Annotated in this window: 20 protein-coding genes and 1 riboswitch; of the genes, 18 read left to right on the forward strand and 2 right to left on the reverse strand. The window is 64.5% G+C overall.

The window, feature by feature from the left end; genetic code table 11:
- Positions 1 to 258: 258 nt before the first annotated feature.
- Complete coding sequence (locus AC1DKY_RS04080; protein ID WP_441602452.1) at positions 259 to 414, reverse strand: hypothetical protein; 156 nt, start codon at positions 412 to 414, stop codon at positions 259 to 261.
- A gap of 103 nt (positions 415 to 517) precedes the next feature.
- Here AC1DKY_RS04080 and ribD point away from each other — a divergent pair, with 103 nt between their 5' ends.
- From ribD to AC1DKY_RS04140, 12 genes are all read left to right on the forward strand, one after another.
- Positions 518 to 1,618, forward strand: coding sequence for a bifunctional diaminohydroxyphosphoribosylaminopyrimidine deaminase/5-amino-6-(5-phosphoribosylamino)uracil reductase RibD (gene ribD / locus AC1DKY_RS04085; RefSeq protein ID WP_441602453.1), 1,101 nt, complete (start codon positions 518 to 520; stop codon positions 1,616 to 1,618).
- Between the two features lie 67 nt (positions 1,619 to 1,685).
- Complete coding sequence (locus AC1DKY_RS04090; RefSeq protein ID WP_441602454.1) at positions 1,686 to 2,702, forward strand: Gfo/Idh/MocA family protein; 1,017 nt, start codon at positions 1,686 to 1,688, stop codon at positions 2,700 to 2,702.
- Between the two features lie 127 nt (positions 2,703 to 2,829).
- Positions 2,830 to 2,998: riboswitch (FMN riboswitch) on the forward strand.
- A 128-nt stretch (positions 2,999 to 3,126) separates the two neighbouring features.
- Positions 3,127 to 3,768, forward strand: a complete 642-nt coding sequence (locus tag AC1DKY_RS04095) for a riboflavin synthase (RefSeq protein ID WP_441602455.1) — start codon at positions 3,127 to 3,129, stop codon at positions 3,766 to 3,768.
- A 49-nt stretch (positions 3,769 to 3,817) separates the two neighbouring features.
- Positions 3,818 to 4,909, forward strand: coding sequence for a bifunctional 3,4-dihydroxy-2-butanone-4-phosphate synthase/GTP cyclohydrolase II (gene ribBA, locus AC1DKY_RS04100; RefSeq protein WP_441602456.1), 1,092 nt, complete (start codon positions 3,818 to 3,820; stop codon positions 4,907 to 4,909).
- 170 nt (positions 4,910 to 5,079) lie between these two features.
- Positions 5,080 to 6,051 (forward strand): muramoyltetrapeptide carboxypeptidase, encoded by a 972-nt coding sequence (gene ldcA, locus AC1DKY_RS04105; protein ID WP_441602457.1) that lies wholly within the window; start codon positions 5,080 to 5,082, stop codon positions 6,049 to 6,051.
- A 40-nt stretch (positions 6,052 to 6,091) separates the two neighbouring features.
- Positions 6,092 to 6,553, forward strand: a complete 462-nt coding sequence (gene ribH, locus AC1DKY_RS04110) for a 6,7-dimethyl-8-ribityllumazine synthase (RefSeq protein WP_046970675.1) — start codon at positions 6,092 to 6,094, stop codon at positions 6,551 to 6,553.
- Complete coding sequence (gene nusB / locus AC1DKY_RS04115; RefSeq protein WP_441602458.1) at positions 6,553 to 6,999, forward strand: transcription antitermination factor NusB; 447 nt, start codon at positions 6,553 to 6,555, stop codon at positions 6,997 to 6,999. The genes ribH and nusB overlap by 1 nt, the downstream gene beginning before the upstream one ends.
- Complete coding sequence (locus AC1DKY_RS04120) at positions 6,999 to 7,538, forward strand: GNAT family N-acetyltransferase (RefSeq protein ID WP_441602459.1); 540 nt, start codon at positions 6,999 to 7,001, stop codon at positions 7,536 to 7,538. The genes nusB and AC1DKY_RS04120 overlap by 1 nt, the downstream gene beginning before the upstream one ends.
- 40 nt (positions 7,539 to 7,578) lie before the next feature.
- Positions 7,579 to 8,556, forward strand: a complete 978-nt coding sequence (thiL, locus tag AC1DKY_RS04125; protein ID WP_441602460.1) for a thiamine-phosphate kinase — start codon at positions 7,579 to 7,581, stop codon at positions 8,554 to 8,556.
- The gene (locus AC1DKY_RS04130; RefSeq protein ID WP_441602461.1) at positions 8,553 to 9,053 is read left to right on the forward strand and encodes a phosphatidylglycerophosphatase A family protein; all 501 of its coding nucleotides are present in this window, start codon (positions 8,553 to 8,555) and stop codon (positions 9,051 to 9,053) included. The genes thiL and AC1DKY_RS04130 overlap by 4 nt, the downstream gene beginning before the upstream one ends.
- Before the next feature lie 816 nt (positions 9,054 to 9,869).
- Entirely contained in the window at positions 9,870 to 11,042 is a 1,173-nt protein-coding gene (locus AC1DKY_RS04135) for an acyltransferase family protein (RefSeq protein ID WP_441602462.1), read from the forward strand.
- Between the two features lie 36 nt (positions 11,043 to 11,078).
- Complete coding sequence (locus tag AC1DKY_RS04140; RefSeq protein WP_441602463.1) at positions 11,079 to 11,654, forward strand: hypothetical protein; 576 nt, start codon at positions 11,079 to 11,081, stop codon at positions 11,652 to 11,654.
- A 59-nt stretch (positions 11,655 to 11,713) separates the two neighbouring features.
- Here AC1DKY_RS04140 and ahr read toward each other — a convergent pair whose 3' ends face one another.
- A complete protein-coding gene (gene ahr / locus AC1DKY_RS04145; RefSeq protein ID WP_441602464.1) occupies positions 11,714 to 12,721 on the reverse strand; it encodes an NADPH-dependent aldehyde reductase Ahr in 1,008 nt (335 codons plus the stop codon).
- A 145-nt stretch (positions 12,722 to 12,866) separates the two neighbouring features.
- Between ahr and AC1DKY_RS04150 the strand changes: the two genes are divergently transcribed.
- The 6 genes from AC1DKY_RS04150 (at position 12,867) to AC1DKY_RS04175 (ending at position 18,189) form a co-directional block, all read left to right on the forward strand.
- Positions 12,867 to 13,835 carry a potassium channel beta subunit family protein gene (locus AC1DKY_RS04150; protein ID WP_441602690.1) on the forward strand — a complete coding sequence of 323 codons (969 nt, stop codon included), beginning with the start codon at positions 12,867 to 12,869 and terminating at the stop codon, positions 13,833 to 13,835.
- Between the two features lie 214 nt (positions 13,836 to 14,049).
- Positions 14,050 to 14,916 (forward strand): subclass B3 metallo-beta-lactamase, encoded by an 867-nt coding sequence (gene bla, locus AC1DKY_RS04155; RefSeq protein WP_441602465.1) that lies wholly within the window; start codon positions 14,050 to 14,052, stop codon positions 14,914 to 14,916.
- An 82-nt stretch (positions 14,917 to 14,998) separates the two neighbouring features.
- Entirely contained in the window at positions 14,999 to 15,217 is a 219-nt protein-coding gene (hemP, locus tag AC1DKY_RS04160) for a hemin uptake protein HemP (protein ID WP_441602466.1), read from the forward strand.
- Between the two features lie 167 nt (positions 15,218 to 15,384).
- Complete coding sequence (locus tag AC1DKY_RS04165) at positions 15,385 to 15,969, forward strand: hypothetical protein (RefSeq protein ID WP_441602467.1); 585 nt, start codon at positions 15,385 to 15,387, stop codon at positions 15,967 to 15,969.
- Positions 15,970 to 16,157: 188 nt separating this feature from the next.
- Positions 16,158 to 17,429: an efflux RND transporter periplasmic adaptor subunit gene (locus AC1DKY_RS04170; RefSeq protein WP_477179880.1), complete on the forward strand. Its 1,272-nt coding sequence runs from the start codon at positions 16,158 to 16,160 to the stop codon at positions 17,427 to 17,429.
- A 37-nt stretch (positions 17,430 to 17,466) separates the two neighbouring features.
- Complete coding sequence (locus AC1DKY_RS04175; protein WP_046970517.1) at positions 17,467 to 18,189, forward strand: ABC transporter ATP-binding protein; 723 nt, start codon at positions 17,467 to 17,469, stop codon at positions 18,187 to 18,189.
- Positions 18,190 to 18,221 lie beyond the last annotated feature (32 nt).

Here is an 18,221-nt window from a genome sequence, read left to right on the forward strand (position 1 = left end):
AGCCGATGCGCAGCGAGGCCCCGCTTTAAGTCCTCAGCGATTCGGGCGCGTTGCGCAGCGCTTGGCAGTACCCGCTGTGTACCCTCGGAGGTTGTCCCATCAGACGCACCTCAAGCGTTCGGGCTTATCCCAGCACGATGCTGCGGGCGTTATCAGGCCATTCTCTTTGGGTTACTTTTCTCTTGGGCCAGCAAGAGAAAAGTGACTCGAGCGGCGGCAGCCGTTCGAAACGCCCGCCGCGTAGGCGGCACGCTGGCCTCAAGGTGACAAGGAAACACCGAAGCTCTGGATGACCAGCCATTCGGCCGTTGAACAGCGCTGCCAGTCAGCGCCGTAGTGACGAGCAAAAGCGAGCCCCGATCTGTGCGACGGAACGACGAACCACAAGTATCCGCCGTTCTTCGCAGCGGCCATGACATGAGCTCCAGGCCTAAAACCCCCACTAAAACCCCAGAATCACAAGCAACCCCACCTCTTCGCCTAAACTCCCCCCACCCGCACCCCAAAGCGACCCCGCATGGCCTCCCCATTCACCGCCATCGACCACCTGCACATGGCGCACGCCTTGCGCCTCGCCGAGCTTGGCCTCTACACCACCCATCCCAATCCTCGCGTCGGCTGCGTCGTCGCACATGCCGAACAGGTGGTGGGGGCGGGTTATCACGTGAGGGCTGGCGAGCCCCATGCCGAGGTCCACGCGTTGCGCGAAGCCGGTGAGCAGGCGCGCGGCGCTACTGCGTACGTGACGCTGGAGCCCTGTGCCCATCACGGTCGTACGCCGCCATGCGCGGATGCGCTGATCGCTGCCGGCGTCTCGCGCGTAGTCATCGCCGCGGAAGATCCGTTCCCCCAGGTCGCCGGGCGCGGCATCGGCAAGTTGCGCGACGCCGGCATCACGGTGGAAACCGGCCTGATGCGCGAGCCGGCACGCGAACTCAACATCGGTTTCTTCAGCCGTATCGAACGCGGACGCCCCTGGGTGCGCGTGAAGCTGGCGATGAGCCTGGACGGCCGCACGGCGCTCGCCAATGGCGAATCGAAGTGGATCACGGGCGAGGCGGCGCGTGCGGATGTGCAGCGCTGGCGTGCGCGCAGTTCGGCGATACTCACCGGATCGGGCACGGTGCTGGCGGACAACCCGCGACTCACCGTGCGGCTGCCGGAAGGCGAGGCATTTACGCCTCCATGGCGCGTGGTGCTCGACAATCGCCTGCGTACGCCGTCCAACAGCCATGTGCTCGATGGCACGATGCCGACCCTGGTGCTGCACAACGAACAGTACACGCCGGTCGATCCACGCTTTCAGGCAACGGAGTTGGCGGTGGTCGCGGAGCAGGGCGGTGCGATGGACCTGCATGCCGTGATGGACGAGCTCGCGCGTCGCCATATCAGCGAGGTCCATGTCGAGGCCGGCCCCAATCTGTGCGGCGCGTTGTTCGCCGCCGGACTGGTCGACGAGCTGTTGCTCTACATCGCGCCAGTGCTGCTCGGCGACAACGCACAAGCGCTAATGGGATTGCCCTCACTCAGTGATATGGCGTCGCGCTGGAAACTGCGCACGCTCGATCGGCGCGTGCTGGGCGAGGATATGCGGCTTTTGCTGCGTCCCGTCGCGTGAGCGACGGATTCACGATCGAGTTTGATGGCTATCACCGGCCATGTCGCAAGCAGGAGTTCAAGAGCACATGACGAAGGCAGCGGTACGTTGGGGCATCATCGGTTGCGGCAATGTCACCGAGGTGAAGAGCGGTCCGGGCTTCAGCAAGACGCCGAACTCCGCGTTGATGGCGGTAATGCGCCGCGACGGTGAAAAAGCCCGCGATTACGCCGAACGCCATGGCGTGCCGCGCTGGTACGACGATGCGGCCAGGCTGATCGACGACGCCGACGTCAACGCCGTCTACGTGGCTACGCCGCCATCAACGCACAAGGAATACGCCTTGATGAGCATCGCCGCGGGCAAACCCGTCTACATCGAAAAACCGATGGCGATGGATCACGCCGAGTGCGAGGCCATCATCCATGCGGGGCAGCAGGCGAAGGTGCCCGTGTTCGTTGCGTACTACCGCCGCAGCCTGCCGCGCTTCCAGAAAGTGCGCGAGCTGATCTTCGGTCAGCTGGCGATCGGCAAGCCGCGCATCGTCAACACGGTGCTGTACGAACCGCATCATCCGCGTTATCAGGATCCGGCCAACTTGCCCTGGCACGTGCGTCCGGAGATTTCCGGCGGCGGTGTGTTCATGGATCTGGGCTGCCATACGCTCGATATCCTCGACTGGCTGTTCGGCCCCATCGTTTCGGTCAGCGGGCAGGCAACCAATCAGTTGGGTGCGTATCCGGTCGAAGACGGCGTGGCCATGTCGTTCCAGTTCGGCAACGGCATGCTCGGCAGCGGCTTGTGGAGTTTCGACAGCTTCAAGCGCCACGACCAAATCGAGGTGATAGGGGACAAGGGCCGCATCGCGTTCGCCACCTTCGGCGACGGGCCGATCCATGTGGAAAACATGGAAGGCTCGCACGACTACCGCGTGGCCAACCCGCTGCATATCCAGCAGCCGCTGATCGAAACCATCGTGGCTGAGCTGACCGGGCACAAGGGCGCCTGTCCGTCCACCGCCGAAAGCGGCGCGCGCACCAGCTGGGTGATGGACCAGGTGCTGCGCGACTACCGCCAGGAAACTGGCCAGATCGCGAGCCTGTAACCCAAAGGCTCGCGGAAGGCACTCACTCCCAGGCGACACATTGTTCCCCGGGGCGGACGCTGCAGCGGCGGCCGCTGCCCGGGATGGTGTTAAACTGCGCCGGCCGGTTCGCCGGCAAACTACAAAACGACGTCTTCAGGGCGGGGTGCGATTCCCCACCGGCGGTAGGTGCCGTAAGGCATGAGCCCGCGAGCGCTTCCAGGTCATCGGAAGGTCAGCAGATCCGGTCCAATGCCGGAGCCGACGGTTGGCAGCCAGCGATGGCGGCCAGAAAGTCCGGATGAGAGAAGACGGTACGGTGCAGGCCCTGGTGGCGTGCGCCTGCCTGACGCCTTGGGGCGTTTTTCGCACTCTTACGCGGGAAACGTTTCATGTCCAAGCATCGTTGCCATTCTTTCGCCGCCTCCGTTTCGGAGGTGCGCTGATGTTTACCGGCATCATCCAGAGCGTGGGCCGCATCGCGCGGCTAGAACCTCGCGGAGGTGACGTACGTTTGTACGTTGACACCGCCGACCTCGATCTCTCCGACGTGCAACTGGGCGACAGCATCGCCGTGTCCGGCGTATGCCTGACCGCGGTGACGCTGGAAGCGCGCGGTTTCAGCGCGGACGTCTCCAACGAAACACTCTCGCTGACCACGCTGGGCAAGCATCGCGCAGGCGACCCGGTGAACCTGGAAAAAGCCTTGCGCCTGGCCGATCGCCTGGGTGGGCATCTGGTGTCCGGCCATGTCGATGGCGTGGGCAAGGTGGTGTCGATCACGCCCGATGGCCGCTCACTGCGCTGGGTCTTCGAGGCGCCTGCATCGTTGTCGCGCTACATCGCCGCCAAGGGCTCGATCTGCATCGACGGCACCAGCCTCACCGTGAACGAGGTGAACGGCCATCGCTTCGGGGTCAACCTTATTCCGCATACGGTGGAACACACGGCGTTCAACGCGCGTCGCGCGGGCGATGCAGTAAACCTCGAAGTGGACGTGGTCGCTCGCTACATCGAACGGCTGATCGCCAGTGGCGATGCGCCGAGGATTGATGAAGCGTTTCTCAAGCAACACGGTTTTGCGTGATCGCCACGTCGCCACGCGCGGCGCACAACGTTACTGAATTGGACACCCCATGAGCTTCAACACCATCCCCGAAATCCTCGAAGACATCCGCGCCGGCCGCATGGTCGTGATACTCGACGATGAAGATCGCGAGAACGAAGGCGACCTCATCATGGCGGCACAGATGGTGCGCCCCGAGGACATCAACTTCATGGTGCGCGAGGCGCGCGGCCTGGTCTGCCTCACGCTCACCGAGCAGCGCACTCGCCAGCTGGGCCTGCGGCCGATGGTGGTGGACAACACCTCGCCGTATCAGACCAACTTCACCGTCTCCATCGAGGCGGCCGAAGGTGTCACCACGGGTATTTCCGCGCACGATCGCGCACGCACCATCCAGGTTGCGGTGAAGTCCGATGCGAAGCCGCAGGATCTGTCCCAGCCGGGTCATATCTTCCCGCTGACGGCCCAGCCCGGTGGCGTGCTGACGCGCGCAGGGCATACGGAGGCAGGTTGCGATCTGGCAGCGCTGGCAGGCCTTGAGCCCTCGGCCGTGCTGATCGAAATCCTGCACGAAGACGGCTCGATGGCGCGCCGGCCCGAATTGGAAATCTTCGCGAAAAAGCACGGTCTGAAGATCGGCTCGATCGCCGACCTGATCCGCTATCGCCTGGAAACCGAGAAGACCGTGCAGCGCGTCTACGAGGGCGATGTCGATACCGAATTCGGTGCGTTCAAGCTGGTGGCTTATCGCGATGCCATTCGCCACGGCCTGCATTTCGCCCTGGTGCGCGGCACCGTGGACGATGGCGAGCCCGTGCTCACCCGCGTGCATGTGCGCAACACGCTGTCGGACGTGCTGCATCTGCAGCGTGACGACCTCGGCCTCACGGTCACCTCCGCCTTGCGCCGCATTGCCGATGAAGGCCGCGGCGCGCTGCTCGTGCTGTCGGGCGAAGACACCGCCGACGCCTTGCTGCGTCGCCTCAATCGCCAGCCCTCGGTGCAGGCGCCGGAGGAGGCGCAGCAGCAGGAATGGCGACAGCTGGGCCTGGGCGCGCAAATCCTCGCGGACCTGGGCATCCGCCAGCTGCGCGTGCTGGGTACGCCGCGCAAGATGGTGGGGCTGGGCGGTTTCGGGCTGGAAGTGACCGAGTACGTCTAAGCAGGCATCCCCTTGTAGGAGCGCACTTGTGCGCGACCGCAGCGCCGGATTGTTTCCGCCCTGTTGGTTGGTCGCGCACAAGTGCGCTCCTACAGAGGGTTTGCCCACCTTCGCCACTTCCACGCCATCCATCCACCGGCATACTCAGGTTTTCACCACAAACCACCGCCATGACCTCTCCCGCCATCCGCCTCATCGCCCCTTCGGGCTATCCGCATGACCGCGACGCCATGGCGCGCGGTATCGCGCGTCTGCAGGCGGCCGGTTGCGCGGTGGATGGCTTGGAAGTGCTCGATCGCGTCGAACATCGTTTTGCCGGTCCCGACGCATCACGCGCAGCCGACCTCAATGCGCTGGCGACGATGCAGCAGCTGCCGGACATCGCGCTCGCCATCCGCGGCGGCTACGGCGCCACCCGCCTGCTCGAGTACCTGCACTACGACGCGCTGCGCGAGCGGCTGACAGGCTCCAACACCTTGCTGGTTGGCCATAGCGACTTCACCGCCATCCAGATGGCGCTCTACGCAAAGGGCGGACTGGTCACCTTCGGCGGCCCCATGCTGGGTCCCGATTTTGGTGCGCCCGAGCTCAACGGCCTCATGTGGGAACACTTCTGGCGCGCCGTGGGCGAGCCGCAGGCCACCGCCAGCTGGAGCACATCCAGCGCCGCGGAGTTGGAGGTCGAAGGCCCGCTGTGGGGTGGCAACCTTGCCATGCTGTGCAGCCTGCTTGGGACGCCCTATTTCCCGGTCATCGATGACGGCATCCTGTTCGTGGAAGACATCGGCGAGCCGCCGTTCCGCCTCGAGCGCCTGCTGTACCAGTTGCAGTTGTCCGGCCTGCTGGGTCGCCAGCGCGCCCTGGTGCTGGGCCATTTCACCCAGTGCCGCCCGCATACCTACGACAACGGCTACGACACCGAGGCCGCGTTCGAGCAACTGGCCCGGGTGGCGCGGATTCCCATCGTCCGCGACCTGCCGTTTGGCCATGAGCCGGACAAGTTCACGCTCCCGTTCGGCGTCCCAGCCCGCTTGCGGGTGGCGGCAGGCCAGGCCAGCCTGAGCTTTCGCGGCCATCCGACCCTCGCTGGGGCGGTTTCCCGGCCCGATCCGGGCACGCCGCCCTTGCATCCCGTAAAATAGACGGCCCCTCCGGGCCCGGAACCCAGGAAACGCATACCCCATGAAGACCATCGAAGGCGATTTCGCCACGCCCAAGGGCCGTTTTGCCATCGTCGCCGGCCGTTTCAACGGCTTTGTCGTCGAGCCGCTGGTGGCCGGCGCTCGTGACGTGCTGGTGCGCCATGGCGTGAAGGACGATGCGATCGAGCTGATCCGCGTGCCGGGCGCCTGGGAAATCGCGCTGGCCGCCAACAAGGTCGCCAGCTCCGGCAAGTACGCTGCGGTGATCGCGCTGGGCGCGGTGATCCGCGGCTCCACCCCGCATTTCGACTTCGTTGCCGGTGAATGCGCCAAGGGCCTGGCCCAGGCAGCCTATGCCTCCGGCGTGCCGGTGGCGTTTGGCGTGCTGACCACCGACACCATCGAACAAGCCATCGAGCGTTCCGGCACCAAGGCCGGCAACAAGGGCGCGGATGCCGCCCTGGCCGCGCTCGAGATGGTCAATCTGTACGGAAAGCTGTGATGAACTCTCGCCCCGAAGGCATCGATCTGGCTGCACGCTCGCGCGCCCGTCGCCGTGCGCTGCAGGCGCTGTACGCCTGGCAGATCGGCGGCAGCCGCATGAATGCCGTGATCGAGCAGTTCCGCCACGAGCAGGACATGGAAGTGGCGGATCTCGAGTACTTCGAGGACCTGCTCAACGGTGTCGAGCGCAACGTCAAGACCATCGACGAGGCGATCAAGTCCTACGTGGACCGCGACGTGGAGCAGATCGACCCGATCGAGCGCGCCGCCCTGCGCCTGGCCACCTATGAGCTCAAGTACCGCCCGGATGTGCCGTACCGCGTGATCATCAACGAGGCGATTGAAGTCACCAAGCGCTTCGGTGCGGATCATGGCCACAGCTACGTTAACGGCGTACTCGACAAGCTCGCCGGCGTGCTGCGCACCACGGAGAAGCGTCACTGATGGACGGGGCCGCGGAGCATGCGTCCGTGATTCCCGTGATCGAGACCGCGCGCCTGCGCCTGCGTGCGCATCGCGTCGACGATCATGCCGAACGCGTGGCCTTGTGGTCCGACCCTGAGGTGACCCGTTTTATCGGCGGGCGTCCGTTTGGTGCCGAAGAAGTCTGGCGTCGCTTTCTGCAGTACATCGGACTGTGGCACACGCTTGGTTACGGCTACTGGGCCGTCGAAGAGAAAGCCACCGGCCGCTTCATTGGCGACGTCGGCTTCGCTGATCTCAGGCGCGAGATGGAGCCTTCGCTGCAGGGCATGCTGGAATTCGGCTGGGCACTGGCGCCGCATGCGCAAGGCAAAGGCTATGCGAGCGAAGCCGTGGCCGCCGCCATCGCCTGGGGCGAGCGCAACTTCGCCGATCGACGGCAGGTGTGCATCATCTCGCCAGACAACCTGCCTTCGATCCGCGTGGCGGAGAAGGCCGGTTTCACGTTGTGGCAGGAATCCACCTATCACGACGCTCCCACCCTGGTCTTCAGCCGCTGACTTTCTGGCTGGACCGACTGATCAGCGCAGGTCGCAAGCCATGGAATTCCGACTGATCGACCGTATCCGCGAGCGCACCGCGCAAGGCCGCGAAGACGTGAAGTTGGGCATCGGCGACGATGCCGCCGTGGTCGCGCCACCGGCAGGGCAGGAGCTGGCCATCGCGATCGATACCATGGTCGAAGGCGTGCATTTCCCGTATGGCACGGCGGCAGCGGATATCGGCTGGAAGTCGCTGGCGGTGAATCTTTCCGATCTCGCCGCGATGGGTGCGAGCCCGGCCTGGGCATTGCTGGCGCTGACGTTGCCGACGCAACCGGCGGAGCAGCTCAGCGCTTTTATTGATGGCTACGCCGAAGGGTTTGCCCAGTTGGCGCAGCCGCACCGGCTTGCCCTGATCGGCGGCGACACCACGCGCGGCGCACTGACCATCAGCGTTGCGGTGCATGGTTTCGTCCCGCCCGGCAAAGCGCTGACGCGCACCGGCGCGCGCGCAGGCGACGTCGTGCTGGTTACCGGCACGCTGGGCGACGCAGCCGCTGGTTTGCATCTGCTACAGCGCGGCGCGCGCGTGGATGAAGGCGACGGGCGCGCCGCCTATCTGATCGAACGACTGCATCGGCCCACGCCTCGCCTTTCGGTTGGCCTGGCGCTGCGCGATCGGGCGAGTGCCTGCATCGATATCTCCGACGGCTTGCTCGCTGACCTTGGGCATATCTGCGATGAAAGCGCCGTGGGCGCGGAAATCGAAGCGCCCTTGCTGCCGTGCTCGCCGATGCTGATGGCAAGCTTCGACGACCTGTCCGTGCGCGACTTCGCGCTGGCCGGCGGCGACGACTACGAACTGTGCTTCACCGTGCCGCCGGCACTGGTGGCCGACGTTCAGACCGATCTGGCGCGCCTTGGCTGCGGCGCCACGCGGATCGGGCGCATAATCGAAGGCGCCGGCGTGCGCGTGCGCGACGCCCAAGGACAATGGCTGGAACCCTCGCAACGCGGCTGGGACCATTTCGCATGAGCGACAAGACGATCCTCACCCCGGAACAACGACGCGCCTTGCTCGCTACGCCAGCGGGCTGGCTGGCCTGCGGTTTTGGTTCTGGCCTGGCGCCGGTGGCGCAGGGCACGTTCGGCTCACTGGCGGCGCTGCTGCCATGGTTGTTGCTGCGCAGTTTGCCGGTGCAGCTCTATGTGTTCGCGATTGCGGTGGGCTTCGTCATCGGCGTGTGGGCGTGCGGGGTGGCGGGGCGCCTGGTCGGTGTGGACGATCATCGCAGCATCGTGTGGGATGAGTTTGTTGGGTTGTGGATTGCGCTGATTCCGGCGGTGATGGGGCCGTGGTGGGCGGTGGTGGTCGGGTTTGCGTTGTTTCGGTTGTTTGATGTTTGGAAGCCTTGGCCGATTGGGTGGTTGGATCGTCGGCTTAAGGGTGGGGTGGGGGTGATGGTGGATGATGTGGTGGCGGGGGTGTTTGCGGCTGTGGTGCTTGCCATTTTGATGGCCTTGCTGCGTTGACCCGTTTGGTTGTTACCACGTCGTAGATCGGATTCGGCTTTGAGCTCGTTATTCCGGCGTAGGCCGGAGGCGCTCTTTAACAGCCGAATGGCTGGTCACTCAGTTTCGTCAGTCTTCGGTTGTTGCCTCGAGGCCAGCGTGCCGCCTACGCGGCGGGCGTTTCGATCGGCTGCCGCCGCTCGAGTCACTTTTCTTTTGCTGGCCCAAAAGAAAAGTAACCCAAAGAAAATGGCCTGATAACGCCCGCAGCATCGTGCTGGGATAAGCCCGAACGCTCGAGGCGCGCCGTCGTGGGACAACCTCCGAGGGTACACAGGGGATACTTCCAAGCGCTCCGCAACGCGCCCGAATCGCTGAGGACTTAAAGCGGGGCCTCGCTGCGCATCGGCTTTGGGTCACACATGGCGCACCTGGTGCCACGCCTGGCGCTTGTCTGTGGGAGCGCACCCTGTGCGCGACAGCCACGCTGGGGTGTACCGCTCCGTAGGATTGTCGCGCACAGGGTGCGCTCCCACACAGACAAGCCGATCGGTACAGGCCTGATGGCTCCCTTGTAGGAGCGCACTTGTGCGCGACCGCGGCGCTGGGGTGTACCGCTCCGTAGGCTCGTCGCGCACAGGATGCACTCCCACATGGCTAGGTTGGCGCTTGGCTGAAGGTCGGGGCATTGGCATCTTTACGGCGGTGCTTCCATGCGGCAGCTGAAGCGGGCCAAGCCCCGCTTTTGCCACAAACCCAACACCGTCCCGCCTGCGCGCCGCGATATATTTCACGGTCGCGATTCCGTTCGATGCGTTCGCGTCGGATGCCGCAGGGATGCCAAGGGGAGATGACGTGAACCGATTGCCGGGTCTGGATTTACTGCGCGCGATAGCAATCGTGTGGGTGATGATTTTCCATTCGTACATCATCGGTGGCTGGGGTCATTTCGGCGGGATCGAGCAGAACGGGTGGATGGGCGTGGACCTGTTCTTTGTCCTCAGCGGCTTTCTGATCGGCTCGCAGGTGCTCAAGCCGCTGGCGGAGGGGCGGGGATTCTCGTTCGGGGATTTCTACCAGCGCCGCGCCTTCCGCATCCTTCCGGCGTACCTGGTCGTGGTGGCGGCGTATTTCATTTGGCCGTCCGTGCGCGAGCAGGGGGAGCTGCAGCCGCTGTGGCAGTTCCTGACCTTTACGGTGAACCTGCTGATCGACGCCAAGGATCACCTGGCGTTCTCCCACGTATGGTCGTTGTGCGTGGAGGAGCATTTCTACCTGCTGTTCCCGCTACTGGCATGGTGGCTGGCGCGGCGTCCGTCCGTGCGTCGGTTCGTGCTGGTATGCACGGCGGTGGTGCTGGCGGGGATGGTGGTGCGGGGTGTGATGTGGGCCTGGGAACTGGCGCCGTTGGCCGGTCTTGACCAAAATTCCTATGGAAAAACCTTCCTGGAGCGCATTTACTATCCCACGTGGTCCCGTCTGGACGGCCTCTTGATGGGCGTGATGCTGGCTACGGCCAGGGTCTATCGGCCCGTCCTCTGGTCCCGATGGGGACGACATGCCAACGGCTTTCTGCTCGCAGGGGTAGCGGTAGTCGGCGGTGCGATCATGTTATTCCGCGATCGGACCGGCTTCATTCCCACCGTGGTGGGGTATCCGTTGCTTTCCTTCGGCCTGGGGCTGCTGGTGTTGGCCGGCGCTCAAACCTCTGGCGTGCTTGCGCGTCTGCGCGTACCGGGGGCCGGCTGGTTGGCGGCGGTGTCGTACAGCTTGTATCTGTCACACAAGGCGGTATTCCATCTGGTGGAATCCGCGGCGGGGGAAAAGCTGGACGGTCATGGCCTGCTGACTTTTGCAGCTTATGCGTCAGCGGTGTTGGGGGTCGGTGCGTTGCTTCACTACGGGGTGGAGCGTCCATTCCTGAAACTGCGGACGCGGGTTTTACATCAGGCGCCGGCTGCAGCTCACGCGTCTGGCGTGATTGCCGGAGCCGGAACGGATGCGGCCTGATGTGGGTTAGGGGATTCACTCTAAGGGGAGGGTGTCATGTGCAAGCTCATGCGCATTGTGTGTTTCATGCTGCTGTTGTCTGTCGTGCCTTGTTCCGTGTTTGCCGCCACGGCGGCGCCGGCGGGCCCTTGCCGAACGATTGATCCGTCGACCTGCGCGAACGCCAACCAGCTCTCGCGAGCCAATGGCTTCGTGACGGCGCTGGGGCATTTCGCCGGCGACAGCAAGGTCAACTATTTCCGCGGCAGTCGCTCGGTGAGCGAGCAGGCCTTGTCGGCGCTGGGCGGCTCCTCGCCGTCGGTGCAGGTGCTGGCCGATAAGCGCTTCCTGTTCACCGCCTGCCCGGCGCGCGAGTGCGGCGGCAGCGCGGCCGCGGTGATCCTCAACGAGTACGGCCAGATCGAGGCGCTGGGTTTCTCCAGCTATCACTGCGATACCGCCTGCGACGATTTCCGCCACCTGGATTTCTACGTCCGCAAAGATGGCGACAACGAGGCGTTGATCAGCGAGTTGAAGGCGTGGGGTCTGGGCGATCCGCTCAAGAGCACGCTGTGGCGTCCCGAGGCCGACCAGGGCATCGAGAACCGTGTAGACGTCCATACGCTGCCGTAAGTGCAGCGTTCTCATCGACGGCCGCCTGGTCGGGCGGCCGTCGATACTGCTTCAGGCGGCTAGGCCTTGAGCACGATGCGATAGCGCGCCTTGCCCTCCTCAAGATGCTTGAGCGCGGCATTGACGTCCGACATGGGGAACATTTCCACCTGCGGGCGGATGTCGTGGCGGGTGGCGTAGTCGAGCAGGGTGGCGATATCCACCGGTGCGCCGGTGGGCGAGCCGGAAACCTCCCGCTCCGTCAGAATCAACGCGAACGCCGAGACGGGAATGGGCTCAAGCACGCCGCCCACCACATGCATGCGACCACGCGGCGCGAGTGTGCCGAGCAGCGCCGCCCAGTCCAGCGGCACATTCACCGTCACCAGCAATAGATCCAGCGAGCCGGCGATGCCCGCAATCGCGTTGGCATCGCGACTGGAAACGACGTTGTGCGCACCGAAGCTGCGCGCCTCGTCCGCCTTCGACGCGTTGGAGGTGAAGGCAGTGACTTCGCAACCCCAGGCGCGGGCAAACTTCACCGCCATATGCCCCAGGCCGCCGATCCCAACCACGCCAACGCGGGCGGTCGGGCTGATGTTGTAGGCCAGAAACGGCTTGAGCACCGTGATGCCGCCGCACAACAGCGGGCCCGCACTCGGCAGGTCGATGCCGTCGGGCAGAGGAATGGCCCAGGCCCAGTGGGAGCGCACTTTGTCGGCGAAACCGCCGTGATGGCCGCCGATGGTCGGCTGCACTTCGGGACACAGGTTGTGGTGCCCCGACAGGCATTGATGGCAATGCATGCAACTGCCCGCGGTCCAGCCGATGCCCACGCGCTGGCCTACCTTCAACCCTTTTGCCTGCGGGCCCAGAGCCGTGACTCGTCCGACGACCTCGTGCCCCGGTACGAAGGGAAAGCGCGACATGCCCCATTCGTTGTTGATCATCGAAAGATCGGAGTGGCAGACGCCGCAATAGTCCACCGCCACTTCCACTTCTTCGGCGCCCAAGGGGCCGAGATCGAACTCGGCAAGCACCAGCGGCTTGCCCCCTTCCTGGACAGCCCAGCCTTGCATGGTTGACATGGCATTGCTCCGGTCGGGGAGGGTGGCATGTGGGAAAACGCGCAGTCTAGGGCGCCCCGTGTCGGTGCCACGTGTAAAGCACAACGATGGACGAATGACGCACGCTGTTGGCATGCTGTTCCATCCCCACCCGTGGAGCGCTCCCATGCAATACCGTCGCCTTGGCACATCCGGCCTGCAGCTTTCTGCGCTTTCATTCGGCGCGTGGGTCACCTTTGGCACGCAAGTGGGGCGTTCGCTGGCGCGTGATCTGCTGGCCATGGCCCACGATCACGGCATCAATTTTTTCGACAACGCCGAGGTCTACAACCATGGCGTCGCCGAGACACTGATGGGCGATGTGCTCGCCGATCTGCGCTTTCCCCGCGACAGCTACTGCGTGTCGAGCAAGGTGTATTTCGGCGCGGTGGATAATCCGCTGCCCACCCAGCGCGGCCTGTCGCGCAAGCATGTGATCGAAGCCTGTCATCAGGCGCTGCAGCGTTTGCGTGTCGATCATCTGGATCTCTACTTCTGCCATCGCCCCGATCCGGATACGCCGATTGTCGAAACCGTGGCAGCCATGGATACACTGGTGCGCCAGGGCAAGGTGCTCTATTGGGGCACCAGCGAATGGCCGGCGGAGGCCATCATCGAAGCCCATCGGGCGGCGCGCGACAACCACATGTTCGCGCCGACGATGGAGCAGCCGCAGTACAACCTGCTGCATCGCGAGCGCGTGGAGCAGGAATACGCGCCGCTGTACGACACCTATGGCATGGGCACCACCATCTGGTCGCCGCTGGCGTCGGGTCTGCTGAGCGGCAAGTACAACCATGGCGTGCCTGCCGAATCGCGTCTGGCGCAGCCGGGCTATGAGTGGCTGCGTGAAGCGGTGCTCGAGAATGACGGCTCGCGACTTGAAAAGGTGCGACGACTGGCGCCGATCGCCGATGAACTCGGCGTCTCCATGGCGCAGCTCGCGATTGCGTGGTGCCTGGCCAATCCGCATGTTTCCACGGTGATGCTGGGTGCGAGCAAGCTGGAGCAACTGGAGCAGAATCTTGGGGCGTTGGCGTTGTTGCCGAAGCTGGATGGGGATGTGTTGAGGCGCATCGCGACGGCGGTAGCGTGAGCTGATTTTCTGTGGGAGCGCACCCTGTGCGCGACCGCCACGCCTGGGTGTATCGCTCCGTTGGTTTGTCGCGCACAGGGTGCGCTCCCACACACAGCGAATGCCCTTTGCCCGCGGTTTGCCACAACTGGTCGCCGTGTCGCCCGCGCACGGCCCTCGGCATCCGCAAAATTCGCGACATGCTGCCCCGACTTTCCATCACGGATGTTGGCTTATGAAACTTTCCCGCATCGCGATTGGCGGCTGCCTCGCGCTCGCCTCGATCACCGTGGCGCACGCTGACAAGGCGGCCTGGACGCAACCGCAGCAGCCGTTTCGCATCTACGGCAACACTTACTACGTCGGCACGCACGGGCTCACCGCCATTCTTATCGCATCATCTGACGGTTTGGTGCTGCTTGATGGCACGCTGCCGCAGAACGCCGCGCTGGTCGAGGCCAATATCAAAGCGCTGGGCTTTCAGCTGCACGATGTAAAGCGCATCCTCAATTCGCACGCGCATTCGGATCATGCCGGCGGCATCGCTGCGATCGCGCGCGACAGCGGTGCGCGTGTGATGGCAAGTGAAGTCGGTGCGAAGGAGTTGCAGCTGGGTGGCCACTACCCGAACGATCCGCAATACGGCGACGCGCCGACGTATCCGCCGGTGAGTTCGGTGGAGGTCGTTGCAGACAACGGCGTGGTCCGCCTGGGCGACGTGACCGTGACTGCCCACTACACACCCGGACATACCCCCGGCAGCACCACCTGGACATGGCAGTCGTGCGAGGGCAAGCGCTGCCTCAACATGGTTTACGCCGATAGCATCAGCGCGCTGACGGCTGGCAGTTTCCGCTACAGCGATGCGGCCCATCCGGAGCGGGTGAGCAACTACAGGCACGGGCTGGCCGTGATCGCCAGCTTGCCCTGCGACATTTTGATGGTGCCGCATCCCGACCAGATCTATTTCCTCGAGAAGGTGGCCCGCCGCAGCGCCGGCGCGCCCGATCCCCTGGTGGACCCCGCCGCCTGTAAGGCCTACGCGCAGATGGGAACCCGCAGCCTGGATGACAGGCTGGCCAAGGAGCGCGTAGGGCAATAGACCGCCGGCAAAACAGGGTGTTGACACGGAAATGAGAATTATTATCATCTGAGGTGTCACCACTCTCCTGCGGAGCTCCACCATGACCACGGTTTTGTCCCTCCCTCAGGGTGCCGACGCCCTGGCGCGCCCGTTCCGCCTGCTCAGCCTGAAGCCCTCGGTGCCCGCGCCGGATGCCGCCACTCGCCGTGTTTCCAGCCAGATGCTGCTCAAAGGCGAGCGCGAACTGGTGATCCAGCACCAGGGCAGCGAGTACCACCTGCGCCTGACCCGCAACGACAAGTTGATCCTCACCAAGTAAGCCTTGCCGCGGCGCAGGCCGGCGCCGGGCATGCCGTCTCCCCCGAGGGAGCTTCATGGGCAAGGACGCCTTCCTCCGGCCACGGCCGGGACACCTCTCAAGACCCTAAGCCACGCGGTTCTCCTTCGAACGCCAGCCAGGTCGCTTCCTGCCAAGGAGTACTGACGATGTTTGGCTGGCTTGCACATGCCTTTGCTACGAACCGATCCGGTACAGACACGGCGGCATGGACCATCAGCCGCAGCTCGGTTCGGATCGACGGCACGACGCTCGCCGCGCGCCTGCCATCGCTGGGTGGCGTGCTGTATCTGCCGGCTTGCGCCGCCTCGCGTCCCGCACGCGAGCTGGCTCCGGGCTGGCTGGTGACGCGGCAGGATCTGGCGCCGCTGCTGCAAACGGAAGAACTGCGCGCATCAAGCATGATCGGCGCAGACGGCCCGCGCGAATGGATCGACTGCTTCGATGCGTCCGGCACGTTCTGCGCCCGCCTGCACCTGCTGCCGGACACCGACTATCTCGCCTGGGATGCCTTGCTCGCCGGCGGCACGCCACTGCCGGCCGCGCCGGTATGCCCCGGCGAAGTGGCCTGCAAGGCGGCGATTGCGGAGCTGCTGTGTTTTCACACCGCGCGGATCGCGTCGCTGGATGTGCTCGACACGCTGCCGCTGGGACAACTCTCCTCACTGGGCCGGGGCATTGCCCGCGACGTGGCGAGGGCGGCGGCGGTGTCGCTGGCGCCGGCGTTCGACTAGGCAGGCGTCACGGTCACGTCCGCGGACGTTTGTCCGCCTGTCCGTGCAGGTGTCCGCGGACAGCTGTCCGCGCCCTGGGTGACATTTCAACTCGCTGAAAAATATCGAATAAATCGGCGCTTTGGACTTGGCACGCGGATTGCTCAGTAGGGTCAGGGGCCGCATTGTCAGCGGCCAGGGACCCATCGATGATTCGCGATACCTCCGCACAAGACCGACTGGTCGAGGTCAAATCCAACCCCAAGCGCCGCATGCTGCTGATCGGCATTGGCGTGGCCGTGGTGGCCGTGCTGGCCTTGTTCGGTCCGCGCATTGGGCGCCTGTTCTCGGCCGACGCTTCGGTGAGCAGCTCGCGTCTGGCGTTCGCCACGGTCGAGCGCGGTCCGTTCGTCCGCGATATCGCGGCCGAAGGCAAGGTGGTGGCGGCAGTCAGCCCCACGCTTTATGCCACCTACGGCGGTGCGGTCACGCTCAAGGTGCACGCAGGCGATGCGGTGAGGAAGGGCCAGGTGCTGGCCGTCATCGACAGCCCCGAACTGACCAACAAGCTCGCCCAGGAAATGAGCGCCGCCGACGCCATGCAGGTGGATTACCTGCGTGCGCAGATCGATGCGCGCAAGACGCGCGGCGAGCTGCAGAAGGCTTTCGACAACGCCAGCATCGACAAGCAGGGCGCGGAACGCGACCTTGCCCGCTACCAGAAGGCGTTCACGCTGGGTGCGGTGCCCAGCATGGACGTGGACAAGTCCAAGGACACGCTCGAGAAGATGCGCATCACGCTCGAGCATGCCAAGACCGATCTGGCCACCAACACCGACAGCCTGAACTTCGACATCCAGTCCAAGAAGCTCGCGCACGATCGCCAGCTGCTGATGGTGAAGGATCTGCAGCGCCAGGTGGACGACCTCAACGTGAAGTCGCCGGTGGACGGCCAGGTCGGCCAGCTGTTCATTGCTGAGCGCGCCACCGTGGCCAAGGATGCCCAGCTGGTCAGCGTGATCGATCTGTCCGCGCTCGAAGTGGAAATGAAGGTGCCGGAAAGTTTCGCGCGTGACCTGGGCATCGGCATGACCGGCGAGATCAGCGGCAACGGCGTCACCTGGAAGGGCCTGGTCAGCGCCATTTCGCCCGAAGTGGTCAATGGCGAAGTCGCCGCCCGCCTGCGCTTCGACGGCCAGACGCCCAAGCAGCTGCGCCAGAACCAGCGCCTGTCCGTGCGCATCCTGCTCGACAAGCGCGACAACGTGCTCACCGTGCAGCGCGGCTCCTTCGTCGACGAATCGGGTGGCAGCTATGCCTACCTCGTGCGCGACGGCGTGGCGGAAAAGCATCCCATCCGCGTGGGTGCCAGCAGCATCGACAAAGTGGAAATCCTCGATGGCCTGAAGGAAGGCGACAACATCGTGATCTCCGGTACCGACAGCTTCAAGGGCGCCCAGCGTGTCGCCATCTCTAATTAAGCAACCTCCAACTAACCACCACTCGAAGGACAACACCATGCTCAAGATGACTCATCTGTCCAAGGTCTACCGCACCGAAGTGGTGGAGACCTATGCGCTGCGCGACTTCAACATCAATGTGAACGAAGGCGAGTTCGTCGCCGTGACCGGCCCGTCCGGTTCGGGCAAGACCACCTTCCTCACGATTGCCGGCCTGCTGGAGACCTTCACTGGTGGCCAGTACCACCTCGACGGCGTTGAAGTGAGCAACCTCAACGACAACGAGCGATCGCGCATCCGCAACGAGAAGATCGGTTTCATCTTCCAGGCGTTCAACCTGATTCCCGACCTCAATGTGTTCGACAACGTCGAAGTACCGCTGCGCTATCGCGGCATGAAGGCGGCCGAACGCAAGGAACGCATCATGGATGCGCTCGAGCGCGTGGGCCTGGCTTCGCGTGCCAAGCACTATCCGGCTGAACTGTCCGGCGGTCAGCAGCAGCGCGTGGCTATTGCGCGCGCGCTCGCCGGTTCGCCGCGCCTGCTGCTGGCGGATGAACCGACCGGCAACCTCGACACGCAGATGGCCCGTGGCGTGATGGAGCTGCTGGAAGAGATCCATCGCGAAGGCGCCACCATCGTGATGGTGACGCATGATCCGGAGCTGGCTGCCCGCGCGCAGCGCAACGTGCACATCATCGACGGTCAGGTGGTCGACCTGGCGGAAGACCCGCGCTTCCACCACGCCGTGCACGCCGCCCGCAACAACGCTCCGGCCTGATAGCCGGCCGCCGATGCCTCCTGCTTCGGCAG

The sequence above is a fragment of the Dyella sp. 01N448 genome, assembly GCF_056399225.1.